This window comes from Streptomyces lacrimifluminis, from assembly GCF_014646095.1.
Classification (GTDB): Bacteria; Actinomycetota; Actinomycetes; order Streptomycetales; family Streptomycetaceae; genus Streptomyces; species Streptomyces lacrimifluminis.
This window is the reverse complement of the sequence record NZ_BMMU01000003.1, coordinates 103,976-121,122: the sequence shown is the minus strand read 5'-3', so window position 1 is coordinate 121,122 and position 17,147 is coordinate 103,976. Positions and strand designations below refer to the sequence as shown.

Genomic DNA, 17,147 nt, shown 5'->3' with positions numbered 1-17,147 from the left:
GACACATGGGCAAGATCCTTATTCGTGGTGCGCGGGTGCTCGGTGGCGAGCCGCAGGACGTGCTGGTCGAGGGCCAGACCGTCGCCGCCGTCGGTGCCGGCCTGTCCGCCGAAGGGGCCGAGGTCGTCGAGGCCGAGGGCAAGGTGCTGCTGCCGGGGCTCGTGGACCTCCACACGCATCTGCGCGAGCCGGGGCGCGAGGACTCCGAGACCGTGCTGACCGGGACCAGGGCGGCGGCCGGCGGCGGATACACGGCCGTGTTCGCCATGGCCAACACCTTCCCGGTCGCCGACACCGCCGGTGTGGTCGAGCAGGTCTACCGGCTCGGCCAGGAGCACGGCTACTGCGACGTGCAGCCCATCGGCGCGGTCACCGTCGGCCTGGAGGGCAGGAAGCTCGCCGAGCTCGGCGCCATGCACGAGTCGGCGGCCGGTGTCACCGTCTTCTCCGACGACGGCAAGTGCGTCGACGACGCCGTGATCATGCGGCGCGCCCTGGAGTACGTGAAGGCCTTCGGCGGGGTCGTCGCCCAGCACGCGCAGGAGCCGCGGCTGACCGAGGGCGCCCAGATGAACGAGGGCGTCGTCTCGGCCGAGCTGGGGCTCGGGGGCTGGCCCGCGGTCGCCGAGGAGTCGGTCATCGCGCGCGATGTGCTGCTCGCCGAGCACGTCGGCTCCCGCGTCCACATCTGCCACCTGTCGACCGCCGGGTCCGTCGAGATCGTCCGCTGGGCCAAGTCCCGGGGCATCGACGTCACCGCCGAGGTGACCCCGCACCACCTGCTCCTCACCGACGAGCTGGTCCGGACGTACAACCCCGTCTACAAGGTCAACCCGCCGCTGCGCACCGAGCGCGATGTGCTGGCCCTGCGCGAGGCGCTCGCCGACGGCACGATCGACATCGTCGCCACCGACCACGCCCCCCACCCGCACGAGGACAAGGACTGCGAGTGGGCCGCCGCCGCCATGGGCATGGTCGGCCTGGAGACCGCGTTGTCAGTGGTCCAGGAGACGATGGTGGACACCGGACTGCTGGACTGGGCGACCGTCGCCGACCGTATGTCCTTCGCCCCCGCGCGCATCGGGCGGGCGACGGGCCACGGTCGCCCCGTCTCGGCAGGTGAGCCCGCCAACCTCACGCTCGTCGACACGGCATACCGTGGGTCCGTGGACCCCGCGGGCTTCGCCTCCCGCAGCCGCAACACCCCGTACGAGGGCCGTGAGCTGCCGGGCCGTGTCACGCACACGTGGCTCCGGGGCAAGGCCACGCTCGTCGACGGGAAGCTCGCGTGACATCACTGCCGCATTTGACGTACGTCGCCGCCGAACAGAAGTCGGCGGAGGTGACCGACTGGGCCGCCCGCGTGGGCTGGCTGGTGGGGCTGGCGCTCTTCGTCGCGCTCATCTACTGGCTGATGCGCGAGGGCTGGAAGTGGCGCGGCACGCTCCAGGGCGACCTGCCCGAGCTGCTCGCCGCGCCGGACGAGCCCGGTGCGGCGAGACTGACTGTGCTGTCGATGAGTGGGCGCTACCACGGCTCCACCACCGCGGGGCAGTGGCTCGACCGCATCGTGGCGCACGGCCTCGGCACCCGCAGCCGGGTCGAGCTGACGCTGACGGACGCGGGACTGGTGGTCGTACGCCCCGGGGCGGCCGACTTCTACGTCCCTCTGGAGGCCCTGCGCGAGGCCCGGCTCGACAAGGGCATCGCGGGCAAGGTTCTCAGCGAGGGCGGCCTGCTGGTCGTCACCTGGGAGCACGGCGGCAAGCTGCTCGACTCCGGGTTCCGGTCCGACCGCGCGGCCGAGCACAACGAGTGGGTCCGCACCCTGAACCAGATGATCAACAAGACGACGGAAACGGAAGGCGCACGATGACGACCTCCACCCGGGGAGCCACCAAAACTCCCGCCGTACTCGTCCTGGAGGACGGCCGGATCTTCCGCGGCCGTGCCTACGGGGCCGTGGGGGTGACCTTCGGAGAGGCCGTCTTCTCCACCGGTATGACCGGCTACCAGGAGACCCTCACCGACCCGTCGTACCACCGCCAGGTGGTCGTCATGACCGCCCCGCACGTCGGCAACACCGGCGTCAACGACGAGGATCCCGAGTCGGGGCGGATCTGGGTCGCGGGCTATGTCGTACGCGACCCCGCGCGCGTGCCCTCCAACTGGCGCTCCCGGCGCTCCCTCGACGAGGAACTCCGTCGGCAGGGCGTGGTCGGCATCTCCGGCGTCGACACGCGCGCGCTGACGCGTCATCTGCGGGAGCGCGGCGCGATGCGCGTCGGCATCTTCTCGGGCAGCGCGCTGCCCGACGACGGCACCATGCTCGCCGAGGTGCGCCAGGCCCCGGAGATGACGGGCGCCGACCTCTCGGCCGAGGTCGCCACCAAGGAGACGTACGTCGTCCCCGCGATCGGCACCAAGAAGTTCACCGTCGCCGCCGTCGACCTCGGCATCAAGGGCATGACCCCGCACCGGATGGCCGAGCGCGGCATCGAGGTGCACGTACTGCCCGCCACGGCGACCGTGGAGGACGTGTACGCCGTCAATCCCGACGGTGTGTTCTTCTCCAACGGGCCGGGAGACCCGGCCACCGCCGACCACCCCGTAGCCGTCATGCAGGCGGTCCTGGAGCGCGGTACGCCGCTCTTCGGCATCTGCTTCGGCAACCAGATCCTGGGACGGGCGCTCGGGTTCGGCACGTACAAGCTGAAGTACGGCCACCGGGGCATCAACCAGCCCGTGCAGGACCGTACGACCGGCAAGGTCGAGGTCACCGCCCACAACCACGGGTTCGCCGTGGACGCGCCGCTCGACCGGGTCTCCGAGACACCCTACGGGCGCGCCGAGGTCTCGCACGTATGTCTGAACGATCAGGTCGTGGAAGGGCTCCAGCTGCTCGACCGGCCCGCGTTCAGCGTCCAGTACCACCCCGAAGCGGCAGCGGGCCCGCATGACGCCGCCTACCTGTTCGACCGCTTCACGTCTTTGATGAGCACAGTCCAGATGGAGGGCCAGCGTGCCTAAGCGCACCGATATCCAGTCCGTCCTGGTCATCGGCTCCGGCCCGATCGTCATCGGCCAGGCCGCCGAGTTCGACTACTCCGGCACCCAGGCGTGCCGCATCCTGCGCGCCGAGGGCATCCGGGTCGTCCTGGTCAACTCCAACCCGGCGACGATCATGACCGACCCGGAGATCGCCGACGCCACCTATGTCGAGCCGATCACCCCCGAGTTCGTCGAGAAGATCATCGCCAAGGAGCGGCCGGACGCGCTGCTGCCCACCCTGGGCGGCCAGACGGCCCTGAACACCGCGATCTCCATGCACGAGCAGGGTGTCCTGGAGAAGTACGGTGTCGAGCTGATCGGCGCCAACGTCGAGGCGATCAACAAGGGCGAGGACCGCGATCTCTTCAAGGGCGTCGTCGAGGCCGTCCGCGCGAAGATCGGGCACGGCGAGTCCGCCCGTTCGGTCATCTGCCACTCCATGGACGACGTGATCGCGGGCGTCGAGACGCTCGGCGGCTACCCCGTCGTCGTCCGGCCCTCCTTCACCATGGGCGGCGCCGGTTCCGGCTTCGCCCACGACGAGGAGGAACTGCGCCGCATCGCCGGCCAGGGCCTGACCCTGTCTCCGACCACCGAGGTGCTCCTGGAGGAGTCCATCCTCGGCTGGAAGGAGTACGAGCTGGAGCTGATGCGCGACAAGAACGACAACGTGGTGGTCGTCTGTTCCATCGAGAACTTCGACCCCATGGGTGTGCACACCGGCGACTCGATCACCGTCGCTCCCTCGATGACGCTGACCGACCGCGAGTACCAGCGCCTGCGTGACATCGGCATCGCGATCATCCGCGAGGTCGGGGTCGACACCGGCGGCTGCAACATCCAGTTCGCGGTCAACCCGGACGACGGCCGCGTCATCGTCATCGAGATGAACCCGCGCGTGTCGCGATCCTCGGCCCTCGCGTCGAAGGCCACCGGCTTCCCGATCGCCAAGATCGCCGCGAAGCTGGCCGTCGGCTACACCCTCGACGAGATCCCGAACGACATCACGGAGAAGACCCCGGCCTCCTTCGAACCGACGCTCGACTACGTCGTGGTGAAGGCCCCGCGGTTCGCCTTCGAGAAGTTCCCTTCGGCGGACTCGACGTTGACCACGACCATGAAGTCGGTCGGCGAGGCCATGGCCATCGGCCGCAACTTCACCGAGGCCCTCCAGAAGGCGCTGCGGTCGCTGGAGAAGAAGGGCAGCCAGTTCACGTTCGTCGGCGAGATCGGCGACAAGGCAGCGCTGCTGGCCGAGGCAGTACGGCCGACCGACGGGCGCATCAACTCCGTCATGCAGGCCATCCGCGCGGGCGCTACGCCCGAGGAGGTCTTCGAGGCCACGAAGATCGACCCGTGGTTCGTCGACCAGCTGTTCCTGATCAAGGAGGTCGCGGACGAGCTGGCCGCCGCGGAGCGTCTGGACCCCGAGCTCCTGGCCGAGGCCAAGCGGCACGGCTTCTCCGACCAGCAGATCGCCGAGATCCGGGGCCTGCGCGAGGACGTCGTGCGCGAGGTGCGGCACGCGCTGGGCGTGCGTCCTGTGTACAAGACGGTCGACACGTGCGCGGCCGAGTTCGCGGCGAAGACGCCGTACTTCTACTCCTCGTACGACGAGGAGACGGAGGTCGCGCCGCGCGAGAAGCCGGCCGTCATCATCCTCGGCTCCGGGCCCAACCGCATCGGCCAGGGCATCGAGTTCGACTACTCCTGTGTCCACGCCTCCTTCGCGCTGAGCGACGCCGGCTACGAGACCGTGATGGTCAACTGCAACCCCGAGACCGTCTCCACGGACTACGACACCTCCGACCGCCTGTACTTCGAGCCGCTGACGCTCGAAGACGTGCTGGAGATCGTCCACGCGGAGTCCCTGGCCGGCCCCATCGCGGGCGTGATCGTGCAGCTCGGCGGCCAGACCCCGCTCGGCCTCGCGCAGGCACTCAAGGACAACGGCGTACCGATCGTGGGCACCCCGCCCGAGGCCATCCACGCCGCCGAGGACCGGGGCGCCTTCGGCCGGGTCCTCGCGGAGGCCGGTCTCCCGGCCCCCAAGCACGGCACGGCGACCACCTTCACCGAGGCCAAGGCGATCGCGGACGAGATCGGCTACCCGGTCCTCGTCCGCCCGTCGTACGTCCTCGGCGGACGCGGCATGGAGATCGTGTACGACGAGACCAGGCTGTCCTCCTACATCGCCGAGTCGACCGAGATCAGCCCCTCCCGGCCGGTCCTGGTCGACCGCTTCCTCGACGACGCGATCGAGATCGACGTCGACGCCCTGTACGACGGCGAGGAGCTTTACCTCGGCGGCGTGATGGAGCACATCGAGGAGGCAGGTATCCACTCCGGCGACTCGGCGTGCGCGCTGCCCCCGATCACGCTGGGCGGCTTCGACATCAAGCGGCTGCGGACCTCGACCGAGGCCATCGCGCGCGGGGTGGGAGTCCGGGGCCTGATCAACATCCAGTTCGCGATGGCCGGCGACATCCTCTACGTCCTGGAGGCCAACCCGCGCGCGTCCCGCACGGTCCCCTTCACGTCGAAGGCGACCGCGGTGCCGCTGGCGAAGGCCGCCGCCCGGATCTCGCTCGGCGCGACCGTCGCCGAGCTGCGGGCCGAGGGACTGCTGCCGGCGAACGGCGACGGCGGCGAGCTGCCGCTGGACGCGCCGATCTCCGTCAAGGAGGCCGTCATGCCCTGGAACCGCTTCCGCGACACCTCCGGGCGCGGCGTCGACACCGTGCTCGGCCCGGAGATGCGGTCCACCGGCGAGGTCATGGGCATCGACTCCGTCTTCGGCACGGCCTACGCCAAGTCGCAGGCGGGGGCGTACGGCCCGCTGCCGACCAAGGGGCGCGCCTTCATCTCGGTCGCCAACCGGGACAAGCGTTCGATGATCTTCCCGGCCCGTGAACTGGTCGCCCACGGCTTCGAACTGCTCGCCACCTCCGGCACGGCCGAGGTCCTCCGGCGCAACGGCCTCAACGCGAAGGTCGTCCGCAAGCAGAACGAGGGCACGGGTCCCAACGGTGAGAAGACCATCGTCCAGCTCATCCACGACGGCGAGGTCGACCTCATCGTCAACACCCCGTACGGCACCGGAGGCCGCCTCGACGGCTACGAGATCCGTACGGCGGCCGTGGCACGGTCCGTGCCCTGCCTGACGACCGTCCAGGCGCTCGCCGCGGCCGTCCAGGGCATCGACGCCCTCAAACACGGTGACGTGGGCGTGCGTTCGCTCCAGGAACACGCCGAACATCTGACCGCGGCCCGCGACTAGCAGCCCGAGGGGGACACCGGAAACGGTGTCCCCCTCTTCATGAGGCCTCACCGAGAGGCCGTAGCGAGGACACCACCATGTACAAGCTTTTCTTCCGTCTGGTCTTCACACGGATGGACCCCGAAGAGGCCCACCACCTCGCCGTCCGCTGGATCCGCCTCGCCGCCCGCGTCCCCGTGCTGCGGACCTTCGTCGCCGCCGCGCTCGCGCCCCGGTACGAGGAACTGCGTACCGAGGCCTTCGGGCTGCGGATGCACGGGCCCTTCGGGCTCGCGGCCGGCTTCGACAAGAACGCGATCGCGATCGACGGGATGTCGATGCTCGGCTTCGACCACGTCGAGATCGGCACGGTCACGGGGGAGCCGCAGCCGGGCAACCCCAGGAAGCGGCTGTTCCGCCTTGGGCCGGACCGGGCGCTCATCAACCGCATGGGGTTCAACAACGAGGGTTCGCTGGCCGTGGCGGCCCGTCTGGCGAGCCGGGAGGCGGTCTTCCGGACCGTCGTCGGCGTCAACATCGGCAAGACCAAGGTCGTCCCCGAGGGTGAAGCCGTCGCCGACTACGTGAAGTCGACCGAGCGGCTCGCCGCGTACGCCGACTACCTCGTCGTCAACGTCAGCTCGCCCAACACGCCCGGCCTGCGCGACCTCCAGGCCACCGAGGCGCTGCGCCCGCTGCTCAGCGCCGTCCGTGAGGCCGCCGACCGCACGGTGACCGCGCGCCGCGTCCCCCTGCTGGTGAAGATCGCGCCCGACCTCGCCGACGAGGACGTGGACGCCGTCGCCGACCTCGCCGTCGAACTGGGCCTGGACGGGATCATCGCCACGAACACCACCATCGCGCGCGAGGGACTCGGTCTGACCTCCGAACCGAACCTGCTGAAGGAGACCGGCGGCCTCTCCGGCGCACCCCTGAAGGCCCGCTCCCTGGAGGTGCTGCGCCGTCTCTACGCGCGCGTGGGCGACCGGATCACCCTGGTGGGCGTCGGCGGCATCGAGAACGCCGAGGACGCCTGGCAGCGCATCCTCGCCGGTGCCACCCTCGTACAGGGCTACAGCGCCTTCGTGTACGAGGGTCCTTTCTGGGGACGCGCCATCCACAAGGGGCTCGCCGCCCGTCTCCGTACGAGCCCGTACGCCACGCTCGCCGACGCGGTGGGCGCCGACGCGAGGAAGACGGCATGACGGTTCTGGAACCTTTCGGCGCGCGCCTGCGCCGCGCCATGGACGAGCGCGGCCCCCTCTGCGTCGGCATCGACCCGCATGCCTCGCTGCTCCTGGACTGGGGGCTGAACGACGACGTCGCCGGCCTGGAGCGGTTCAGCCGCACGGTGGTCGAGGCGCTGGCCGGGCGTGTCGCGGTGATGAAGCCGCAGAGCGCCTTCTACGAGCGGTTCGGGTCGCGCGGGGTCGCCGTACTGGAGAAGACGGTCCAGGAGGCGCGGGAGGCCGGCACGCTGGTCGTGATGGACGCCAAGCGCGGCGACATCGGCTCCACCATGGCCGCGTACGCCGCAGCCTTCCTGGAGAAGGGCGCCCCGCTGTTCTCGGACGCTCTCACCGTCTCGCCGTATCTCGGCTACGGCTCGCTGCAGCCGGCGGTCGACCTCGCCCGGGAGAGCGGCGCGGGCCTGTTCGTGCTGGCGCTGACGTCCAACCCGGAGGGTGGCCAGGTGCAGCACGCTGTCCGCGAGGACGGGCTGAACGTCGGCGCGGCCATGCTGGCGTACCTCGCCGCGGAGAACGCGGGGGAACGGCCCATGGGCTCCTTCGGCGCGGTCGTCGGGGCCACCCTCGGCGACCTCTCGTCCTACGACCTCGACATCAACGGACCTCTCCTGGCACCCGGAGTCGGTGCGCAGGGGGCGACCCCGGCAGATCTTCGCGGGGTGTTCGGGGCGGCGCTGGGCAACGTGGTTCCGAACGTCAGCCGAGGTGTTCTGCGTCACGGTCCCGAACTGATCGCTCTGCGGGACTCGTCGGACCGCTTCGCGGACGAGATCCGGGCCGCCGTGGCCGCTACCTGAGCATTCGTACAGTTCGGCGGAGTCCTCGGATGAGTGACTTCCGGACTCCTTGAGACTGAATACATTCTCAAATCCAGGGCAGTTTGACCGAAATATCCGGCCTGGCAAAGGCTGACCAGGACTTTTCCGCTGTTCTCGCTGACTCTGGCGGAGTTGGCCGCTAGTCTCCGACCAGAGCCAACGAGCGAGCATGTGGCCCGTAGCTCACCAGGTGAGGGGCGATTGGGTTCCTCACCGGTCCGTATCCGACAGTTCGACATCCGAGGTGACGTAGGCGTGGCTCTTCCGCCCCTTACCCCTGAACAGCGCGCAGCCGCGCTCGAAAAGGCCGCCGCGGCTCGCCGGGAGCGGGCCGAGGTCAAGAATCGACTCAAGCACTCCGGCGCCTCCCTTCACGAGGTCATCAAGCAGGGCCAGGAGAACGACGTCATCGGCAAGATGAAGGTCTCCGCCCTGCTCGAATCGCTCCCGGGCGTGGGCAAGGTCCGCGCCAAGCAGATCATGGAGCGACTCGGTATCTCCGAGAGCCGCCGGGTGCGTGGTCTTGGCTCCAACCAGATCGCCTCCCTGGAGCGCGAGTTCGGCAGCACCGGCTCCTGAGTCCTGGCACCCCGGGATTCCTGGAATAATCGCCGCATGGCTGCAACATTCCGGGGGACGACCCCCGAGCCCCCGGACGTACGTCCGCGGCTGACCGTGCTCTCCGGCCCCTCGGGCGTCGGCAAGAGCACGGTCGTCGTCCATATGCGCAAGGCACACCCCGAGGTCTGGCTCTCGGTGTCGGCGACGACCCGAAAGCCACGCCCCGGTGAGCGGCACGGCGTCCACTACTTCTTCGTCACCGACGAGGAGATGGACAAGCTGATCGCCAATGGCGAGCTCCTCGAGTGGGCCGAGTTCGCCGGCAACCGCTACGGCACGCCGCGTGCGGCCGTGCTGGAGCGGCTGGAGTCCGGCGAGCCGGTCCTCCTGGAGATCGACCTCCAGGGCGCCCGGCAGGTCCGTGAGTCCATGTCGGACGCCCTGCTGGTGTTCCTGGCTCCTCCCTCCTGGGAGGAGCTGGTGCGCAGACTGACCGGGCGGGGCACCGAACCGCCCGAGGTGATCGAGCGCCGCCTGGAGGCGGCCAAGATCGAACTGGCCGCCGAGCCGGAGTTCGACGAGACCCTGGTCAACACCTCCGTCGAGGACGTGGCGCGCGAGCTGCTAGCCTTGATGGAAGTTGTGTGATCGTTTTCGATCCCATCCCACCTTTCGGAAGGCAGAGCGTGTCCTCTTCCATTACTGCGCCCGAGGGCATCATCAACCCTCCGATCGACGAGCTCCTCGAAGCCACCGACTCGAAGTACAGCCTGGTGATCTACGCGGCCAAGCGTGCCCGCCAGATCAACGCGTACTACTCGCAGCTCGGCGAGGGCCTCCTTGAGTACGTCGGTCCGCTCGTCGACACCCACGTCCACGAGAAGCCGCTCTCGATCGCCCTGCGTGAGATCAACGCGGGTCTGCTGACGTCCGAGGCCGTCGAGGGTCCCGCGCAGTAGTATTTTCAACTTTCGGTTCACTTATCCACAGGCCCGACAGCCCGACTGTCGGGCCTGTGGTGTGTCATAGACGCGTACGCCGAAGAACCACGGCGTACGCGTACCGAGTCGGGTGTCGCGTCGCGTGTCGAGTCAGGGGAGGCCCGGTGGGCAAGCCGAGGGTAGTACTGGGGGTCAGCGGCGGCATCGCCGCCTACAAGGCCTGTGAGCTGCTGCGGAGGCTGACGGAGTCTGGGCACGACGTCCGCGTTGTCCCCACCGCGTCGGCCCTGCACTTCGTCGGCGCCGCGACCTGGTCCGCGCTCTCCGGCCACCCGGTCTCCACGGAGGTCTGGGACGACGTCCACGAGGTTCCGCACGTCCGCATCGGCCAGCAGGCGGACCTGGTCGTCGTGGCCCCGGCGACCGCCGACATGCTCGCGAAGGCGGCCCACGGCCTGGCGGACGACCTGCTGACGAACACCCTCCTCACCGCTCGCTGTCCGGTGGTCTTCGCCCCCGCCATGCACACGGAGATGTGGGAGCACCCGGCCACCCGGGAGAACGTGGCGACGCTGCGCCGCCGCGGCGCCCTGGTCATCGAGCCGGCCGTCGGGCGCCTCACCGGCGTCGACACGGGCAAGGGGCGTCTGCCCGACCCGGCCGAGATCTTCGAGGCCTGCCGCCGGGTCCTGGCCCGCGGTGTGACGGCACCCGACCTGGTCGGCCGGCATGTCGTCGTCAGCGCCGGCGGCACCCGCGAGCCCCTCGACCCGGTCCGCTTCCTCGGCAACCGCTCCTCCGGCAAGCAGGGCTACGCGCTCGCCCGCACGGCCGCCGCGCGAGGCGCCCGGGTCACACTGATCGCCGCGAACACCGGTCTGCCGGACCCGGCGGGTGTGGACATCGTCCCGGTGGGGACGGCGGTCCACCTGCGCGAGGCCGTGCTGAAGGCAGCCGCGGACGCCGACGCCGTGGTGATGGCCGCGGCGGTCGCGGACTTCCGCCCGGCGGACTACGCGGCCGGAAAGATCAAGAAGAAGGACGGCGAGGAGCCCGAACCCGTGGTCCTGGTCCGCAATCCGGACATCCTCGCGGAGATCTCGGCGGACCGCGCCCGAGTGGGCCAGGTGGTCGTCGGCTTCGCGGCCGAGACGGACGACGTCCTCGCCAACGGTCGTAAGAAGCTGCGGCGCAAAGGGTGCGACCTGCTCGTCGTGAACGAGGTGGGGGAGCGCCGGACCTTCGGTTCCGAGGAGAACGAGGCCGTGGTGCTGGGCGCGGACGGCAGCGAGACCCCTGTGCCGCACGGGCCGAAGGAGGCGCTGGCCGAGATCGTCTGGGATCTGGTCGCCAGTCGCCTGGAGTGACGGGGTCTGCCGCCGGGGCAGACCCGGACAGACCCCGGACATCCCTCCTACCTCGTGCTTCGGGGCGTAGTGTCCCCTGGCGCACACCGCTCGTGATTGGGCAGAATGCCCGTGTCGCAGGTCACGACGCTTCCGAGAGGCGAGACGGAGGGGCCGATGGCCGAGTGCGACCGATAAACTGTTCTCGGACGGCACCGGGCGCAGCTCCCGAACCGTCCGCCAATGATCAGCCAGCAGCCGCTGCAACCACAGGGAGCGTTGTGTCCCGTCGCCTTTTCACCTCGGAGTCCGTGACCGAAGGTCACCCCGACAAGATCGCTGACCAGATCAGCGACACGATTCTCGACGCGCTTCTGCGCGAAGACCCCACGTCCCGCGTCGCCGTCGAGACGCTGATCACCACCGGCCTGGTGCATGTGGCCGGCGAGGTCACCACCAAGGCCTACGCGCCCATCCCGCAGCTGGTGCGCGACAAGATCCTGGAGATCGGCTACGACTCCTCGAAGAAGGGCTTCGACGGCGCTTCCTGCGGTGTGTCGGTATCGATCGGCTCGCAGTCGCCGGACATCGCCCAGGGCGTGGACACGGCGTACGAGCAGCGCGTCGAGGGCGATGAGGACGAACTCGACAAGCAGGGCGCCGGCGACCAGGGCCTGATGTTCGGCTACGCGACGGACGAGACCCCGGAGCTGATGCCGCTCCCGATCCACCTCGCGCACCGTCTCTCGCGCCGCCTGTCCGAGGTCCGAAAGAACGGGACGATCCCGTACCTGCGCCCCGACGGCAAGACCCAGGTCACCATCGAGTACGACGGCGACAAGGCGGTCCGCCTGGACACGGTCGTCGTCTCCTCGCAGCACGCCAGCGACATCGACCTGGACTCACTCCTCGCCCCCGACATCCGCGAGTTCGTCGTCGAGCACGAGCTGAAGGCCCTCCTCGACGACGGCATCAAGCTGGAGACCGAGGGCTACCGCCTGCTCGTCAACCCCACCGGCCGCTTCGAGATCGGCGGCCCGATGGGCGACGCGGGCCTCACCGGCCGCAAGATCATCATCGACACGTACGGCGGCATGGCCCGCCATGGCGGCGGCGCCTTCTCGGGCAAGGACCCGTCCAAGGTCGACCGCTCAGCGGCGTACGCGATGCGCTGGGTCGCGAAGAACGTCGTCGCCGCGGGCCTGGCCTCGCGCTGCGAGGTCCAGGTCGCGTACGCGATCGGCAAGGCCGAGCCGGTGGGCCTGTTCGTGGAGACCTTCGGCACTGCCAAGGTCGACGCCGAGAAGATCGAGGCCGCGATCACGACGGTCTTCGACCTCCGCCCGGCCGCGATCATCCGCGACCTCGACCTGCTGCGCCCGATCTACGCCCAGACGGCGGCGTACGGCCACTTCGGCCGCGAGCTGCCCGACTTCACGTGGGAGCGGACGGACCGGGTGGAGGCGCTGCGGAAGGCTGTGGGCCTGTAAGGCCTGGAGCGGACTGCTTGATTGATGCGTCGAGGCCCGGTGCCCTGCCAGGGGCGCCGGGCCTCTTCGTGTCGGGAAATAGCAGGCGGGGTGGGGGCGCGGGTTCCTGCTGTGGGGCTTTCCGGGTGCGCAGGCCGCGGTTGCTCCGGTGGAGTGCGTCCGTCGGGCGTGCGGTGGATCTGGGATTTCCAGCCGCTGCCGACTTGATCTCGGGCGTTCGGACGCCGCCCGTTGTCAGTGGCGTTTGGTAAGAATGCAGGCGTGAGCAGCGAGAACGGGCAGGGGAGCGGAGAGGGCGGCGGGGCCCGGAATGGCGACGGCGCTCCGCCCGAGCAGCTCGCGTTGATCCGGGAGAGTGTGCGGCAGGCCAAGGCGCCACGGGCCAAGCCGCGGACCTGGCGGGGGGCCGCGCTGGCCGAGGAGTTGCCCGTCGCACGGGTGCTGGTCGACAAGGGGGTGCTGCATCTCGACCGGTACTTCGACTATGCCGTGCCTGAGGAACTGGATGCCGACGCCCAGCCCGGGGTGCGGGTGCGGGTCAGGTTCGGGGCCGGGCGGCATCGGGTGCGCGACGGGCGCCGTGAGGGCGGCGGGCTCATCGACGGGTTCCTTGTCGCGCGGCTCGCCGAGTCCGACTACTCCGGGCCGTTGGCCGCGCTGGCCCAGGTCGTGTCCCCCGAGGTCGTGCTGAGCGAGGAGCAGCTCTCGCTGGCCCGGGCTGTTGCCGATCGGTACGCGGGGAGCCTCGCCGATGTGCTGCAACTGGCCGTACCGCCGAGGAACGCCCGGGCCGAGAAGGCGGCCTCGGCCGTGGCCCTGCCCGTCACCGGGGCGCCGGATGCCGGGTCCTGGGGGCGGTACGAGCGCGGGGGCGCGTTTCTTGAGGCGCTCGCCTCCGGGAGCGCGCCGCGTGCCGTGTGGAACGCCTTGCCCGGGCCCGAGTGGAGCGAGGAGCTGGCGCGGGCCGTCGGTGCGACGCTCGCCTCCGGGCGCGGGGCACTCGTCGTCGTACCGGACGGGCGGGCCGTCGCGCGCGTCGACGCCGCCCTGACCTCACTCCTGGGCGAGGGGCGGCACGCCGTGCTCACCGCCGACGCCGGCCCGGAGAAGCGCTACCGGGAGTGGCTCGCCGTGCGGCGGGGCGCTGTACGGGCCGTGGTCGGGACCCGGGCCGCCATGTTCGCGCCCGTCCGGGATCTGGGGCTCGTCGCGATCTGGGACGACGGCGACGACAGTCACAGTGAGCCGCACGCCCCGCAGCCGCATGCGCGTGAGGTGTTGTTGCTGCGGGCCGCGCAGGACAAGTGTGCCTTCCTGCTGGGGAGTTGGAGCTGCACGGTGGAGGCCGCGCAACTCGTCGAGACCGGGTGGGCCCGGCCGCTGGTCGCAGGCCGGGAGCAGGTTCGGTCGGCTGCCCCGCTCGTTCGGACCGTCGGCGACGGGGATCTCGCCCGGGACGAGGCGGCGCGGGCCGCACGGCTGCCGAGCCTCGCCTGGCAGGCGGCGCGGGAGGGACTGAAGCACGGGCCGGTGCTGGTGCAGGTACCCCGGCGGGGTTACGTGCCGCGGATGGCCTGCGCCCGGTGCCGGGAACCCGCCCGCTGCCGGCACTGTGCCGGGCCGTTGGAGGCGCGGGACGCCGGGGCGCCGTGGTGCGCGTGGTGCGGCCGGGAGGAGAGCGGCTGGCACTGTCCGGAGTGCGGTGGGTTCCGGCTGCGGGCGCAGATCGTGGGCGCGCGGCGGACCGCCGAGGAGCTGGGGCGGGCGTTTCCGGCCGTGCCCGTGCGGACCTCCGGGCGCGAGCATGTGCTGGACACGGTGCCGGGGACGCCCGCGCTGGTCGTCAGCACGCCCGGCGCCGAGCCCGTCGCCGAGGGCGGCTATGCGGCTGCCCTGTTGCTGGACGGCTGGGCCATGCTCGGGCGCCCCGACCTGCGGGCCGGGGAGGACGCGCTGCGGCGGTGGATGGCGGCTGCGGCGCTTGTGCGGGGGCAGGGCGCGCGGGGGGAAGGGCCGTCGGGGGGGACGGTCGTCGTGGTCGCCGAGCCCACGCTGCGGCCGGTGCAGGCGCTGGTGCGGTGGGATCCCGTCGGGCATGCCGTGCGGGAGCTCGCGGAGCGCGCGGAGCTCGGGTTTCCGCCGGTGTCCCGGATGGCGTCCGTGGCCGGGACCGCGGAGGCCGTCGCCGGGTTCCTTGCCGGGGTCGAACTCCCGGGGGACGCCGAGGTGTTGGGGCCGGTGCCGTTGCCTGTCACGCCGGTGGGGCGGCCCCGGCGGGCGGGGGCGCCGCCGCCCGGGGAGAACTGGGAGCGTGCGTTGGTCCGGGTGCCGCAGGGCAGCGGGGCAGTGCTTGCCGCGGCGCTGAAGGCGGCTCAGGCCGCGCGGATGGCTCGGGCGGGGCGGGGTGGGGAGGTGGGCGTGTGGGTGCGGATCGATCCGCCCGACATTGGGTGAGCAGGGGCAGGGGGGTGGATGTCGGTCTGGACGCTTCTAGTGGCTGGGAGCGCGGGTTTCGCCCCCGCCGCTACCCGTCCTGTCCCTGGGGGCCTGCGGCCCCCAGACCCCCGCTTCGGCCCTGAAGGGGCCTCGTCCTCAAGCGCCGGACGGGCTGGATATGCCTGGGCCTGGGGGGTTGCATGCCTCTGCCCTCCCGGGTGTGGTGCGGGAGGGCAGAGGGTGGGGTGGGCGTGGTTCGGGTCAGCCGTTGCGCGGTCCGGGGAAGGCCGTGGGCCTCGACTCGTCGCGGGGAAAGGCCGGGGGCCTTGCCTCGTCGCGGAGGGTCGGGCTGCCCGCTGTCGGCTGGGTGGGCATCGAGCGGGCCGCGGGGACCGTGGGCATGACGGTACCGACGCCGCTGACCGTGCCGACGCCGACCGTGCGGTTCGCCGAGGTTTCCGTGGCGCGCTCGGCGTCGGCCGCTGCCTGGGCGGCGGCGCGGCGGGCGCCGTAACGGCGGTGGACGGCCTGCTTGGTGACCCCGAGTGCGGAGCCCACCGCGTCCCACGAGAAGCCGAGCGAGCGGTCGAAGTCCACGGCGGCCGTGACCAGGGTCTCGACGCTGTCCCGCAGCTCCTGAGCGAGGCGGACGGTCGGGGCGGGGGCGCGTCCGTAGACGACGAAGCCCGCGGAGGGGCCGGAGCGGCGCGGGCGGTAGACATTGCCCAACTGGGCGGTGAGCGTGCGCAGTGCGTCCACCTGCCGGCGGACCCGCTCGATGTCCCGCACCAGCAAGTGCAGGCTGGCCCGAGCCTGGGCGTCGTGGGTTGCGTGGTCGGCCATGAACAAGCCTCTCGAACCGGCGTTGAAAAGGAAGGGCCGCGCGGTGTGCGGCCCGTTGTGGTCAACTCTTTCTTGACCAACGCGATTTTGCGTGAGTGGTCACGGTGCGGGGGCGTAGGGGCATATGCGTACGCCCCCCCTGGAGTGCGGTCATAGACTGGTGCGCTGCCCGCAGAATCCCGTCCGAGAGGCCCCCGTCCACCCATGAGGCTTGTCTTCGCTGGTACCCCCGAGGTCGCCGTTCCCGCCCTGGATGCCCTGATCGGGTCGGGACGGCATGAAGTGGTCGCCGTCGTCACGCGACCCGACGCGCCTGCCGGGCGGGGACGCAGGCTGGTCGCCAGTCCCGTGGCCCAGCGGGCCGAGGAGGCCGGGATCGAGGTGCTGAAGCCCGTCAGGCCCAGGGACGAGGCGTTCCTCGCGAGGCTGAGCGAGATCGGGCCCGACTGCTGTCCCGTGGTCGCCTACGGCGCTCTGCTGCCCCGCGTCGCCCTCGACATCCCCGCCCACGGCTGGGTCAACCTGCACTTCTCGCTGCTGCCCGCCTGGCGTGGCGCCGCACCCGTGCAGCACTCCATCATGGGCGGCGACGAGATCACCGGCGCCTCCACCTTCCTCATCGAGGAGGGCCTCGACTCCGGGCCCGTCTACGGCACGGTGACCGAGACGATCCGGCCCACCGACACCAGCGGTGACCTGCTGACGAGGCTCGCCTTCGCCGGCTCCGGGCTGCTGGCCGCGACCATGGACGGCATCGAGGACGGCACCCTGAAGGCCGTACCCCAGCCTGTCGACGGCATCACCCTCGCGCCGAAGATCACCGTCGAGGACGCGCACGTCGACTGGTCAGTGCCCGCCCTCCGGGCCGACCGGATCGTGCGCGGGTGCACTCCCGCGCCCGGCGCCTGGACCGTGTTCCGGGGCGAGCGGCTCAAGCTCATCCAGGTCACGCCCGTGCCCGAGCACACCGATCTCGCTCCCGGCGTGCTCTTGGTCGGCAAGAACAACGTGTACGTCGGCACCGGGTCGCACGCCGTCGAGCTGCTGTGGGTGCAGGCACAGGGGAAGAAGCCGATGCGCGCCGCCGACTGGGCACGGGGCGTACGGATCGCCGACGGCGAAGTGCTCGGCGCCTGAGCCGTTCGCGCGGTC

General features: G+C 70.9%; 14 protein-coding genes. 13 read left to right on the top strand and 1 reads right to left on the bottom strand.

Annotation, left to right across the window (positions count from 1 at the left end):
• Positions 1–5 precede the first annotated feature (5 nt).
• From IEY89_RS05935 to IEY89_RS05880, 12 genes are all read left to right on the top strand, one after another.
• Positions 6–1,292: a dihydroorotase gene (locus IEY89_RS05935; RefSeq protein WP_189146200.1), complete on the top strand. Its 1,287-nt coding sequence runs from the start codon at positions 6–8 to the stop codon at positions 1,290–1,292.
• Entirely contained in the window at positions 1,289–1,876 is a 588-nt protein-coding gene (locus tag IEY89_RS05930; protein WP_189146199.1) for a PH-like domain-containing protein, read from the top strand. Before IEY89_RS05935 ends, IEY89_RS05930 begins: the two co-directional genes overlap by 4 nt.
• Positions 1,873–3,030 (top strand): glutamine-hydrolyzing carbamoyl-phosphate synthase small subunit, encoded by a 1,158-nt coding sequence (gene carA / locus IEY89_RS05925; RefSeq protein ID WP_189146198.1) that lies wholly within the window; start codon positions 1,873–1,875, stop codon positions 3,028–3,030. Before IEY89_RS05930 ends, carA begins: the two co-directional genes overlap by 4 nt.
• On the top strand, positions 3,023–6,331 hold the full coding sequence (carB, locus tag IEY89_RS05920) for a carbamoyl-phosphate synthase large subunit (RefSeq protein ID WP_189146197.1): 3,309 nt from the start codon (positions 3,023–3,025) through the stop codon (positions 6,329–6,331). Before carA ends, carB begins: the two co-directional genes overlap by 8 nt.
• Positions 6,332–6,408: 77 nt before the next feature.
• Positions 6,409–7,515, top strand: a complete 1,107-nt coding sequence (locus IEY89_RS05915) for a quinone-dependent dihydroorotate dehydrogenase (protein WP_189146196.1) — start codon at positions 6,409–6,411, stop codon at positions 7,513–7,515.
• Positions 7,512–8,357, top strand: a complete 846-nt coding sequence (gene pyrF, locus IEY89_RS05910) for an orotidine-5'-phosphate decarboxylase (RefSeq protein ID WP_189146195.1) — start codon at positions 7,512–7,514, stop codon at positions 8,355–8,357. The genes IEY89_RS05915 and pyrF overlap by 4 nt, the downstream gene beginning before the upstream one ends.
• A gap of 276 nt (positions 8,358–8,633) precedes the next feature.
• Entirely contained in the window at positions 8,634–8,957 is a 324-nt protein-coding gene (locus tag IEY89_RS05905) for an integration host factor (RefSeq protein ID WP_003977346.1), read from the top strand.
• Between the two features lie 36 nt (positions 8,958–8,993).
• The gene (gmk, locus tag IEY89_RS05900) at positions 8,994–9,587 is read left to right on the top strand and encodes a guanylate kinase (protein WP_189146194.1); all 594 of its coding nucleotides are present in this window, start codon (positions 8,994–8,996) and stop codon (positions 9,585–9,587) included.
• Between the two features lie 38 nt (positions 9,588–9,625).
• Positions 9,626–9,898, top strand: a complete 273-nt coding sequence (gene rpoZ, locus IEY89_RS05895; RefSeq protein ID WP_003982715.1) for a DNA-directed RNA polymerase subunit omega — start codon at positions 9,626–9,628, stop codon at positions 9,896–9,898.
• A 146-nt stretch (positions 9,899–10,044) separates the two neighbouring features.
• The gene (coaBC, locus tag IEY89_RS05890) at positions 10,045–11,247 is read left to right on the top strand and encodes a bifunctional phosphopantothenoylcysteine decarboxylase/phosphopantothenate--cysteine ligase CoaBC (protein WP_189146193.1); all 1,203 of its coding nucleotides are present in this window, start codon (positions 10,045–10,047) and stop codon (positions 11,245–11,247) included.
• Between the two features lie 260 nt (positions 11,248–11,507).
• Positions 11,508–12,716: a methionine adenosyltransferase gene (metK, locus tag IEY89_RS05885; protein WP_189146192.1), complete on the top strand. Its 1,209-nt coding sequence runs from the start codon at positions 11,508–11,510 to the stop codon at positions 12,714–12,716.
• A gap of 261 nt (positions 12,717–12,977) precedes the next feature.
• Positions 12,978–15,170 carry a primosomal protein N' gene (locus IEY89_RS05880; protein ID WP_189146191.1) on the top strand — a complete coding sequence of 731 codons (2,193 nt, stop codon included), beginning with the start codon at positions 12,978–12,980 and terminating at the stop codon, positions 15,168–15,170.
• 243 nt (positions 15,171–15,413) lie between these two features.
• On the opposite strand, the gene IEY89_RS05875 is transcribed toward IEY89_RS05880, so the two are convergent.
• Positions 15,414–15,995, bottom strand: coding sequence for a hypothetical protein (locus IEY89_RS05875; protein ID WP_189146190.1), 582 nt, complete (start codon positions 15,993–15,995; stop codon positions 15,414–15,416).
• A 204-nt stretch (positions 15,996–16,199) separates the two neighbouring features.
• Here IEY89_RS05875 and fmt point away from each other — a divergent pair, with 204 nt between their 5' ends.
• Entirely contained in the window at positions 16,200–17,132 is a 933-nt protein-coding gene (gene fmt, locus IEY89_RS05870; protein WP_189146189.1) for a methionyl-tRNA formyltransferase, read from the top strand.
• The last annotated feature ends 15 nt before the right edge of the window (positions 17,133–17,147 follow it).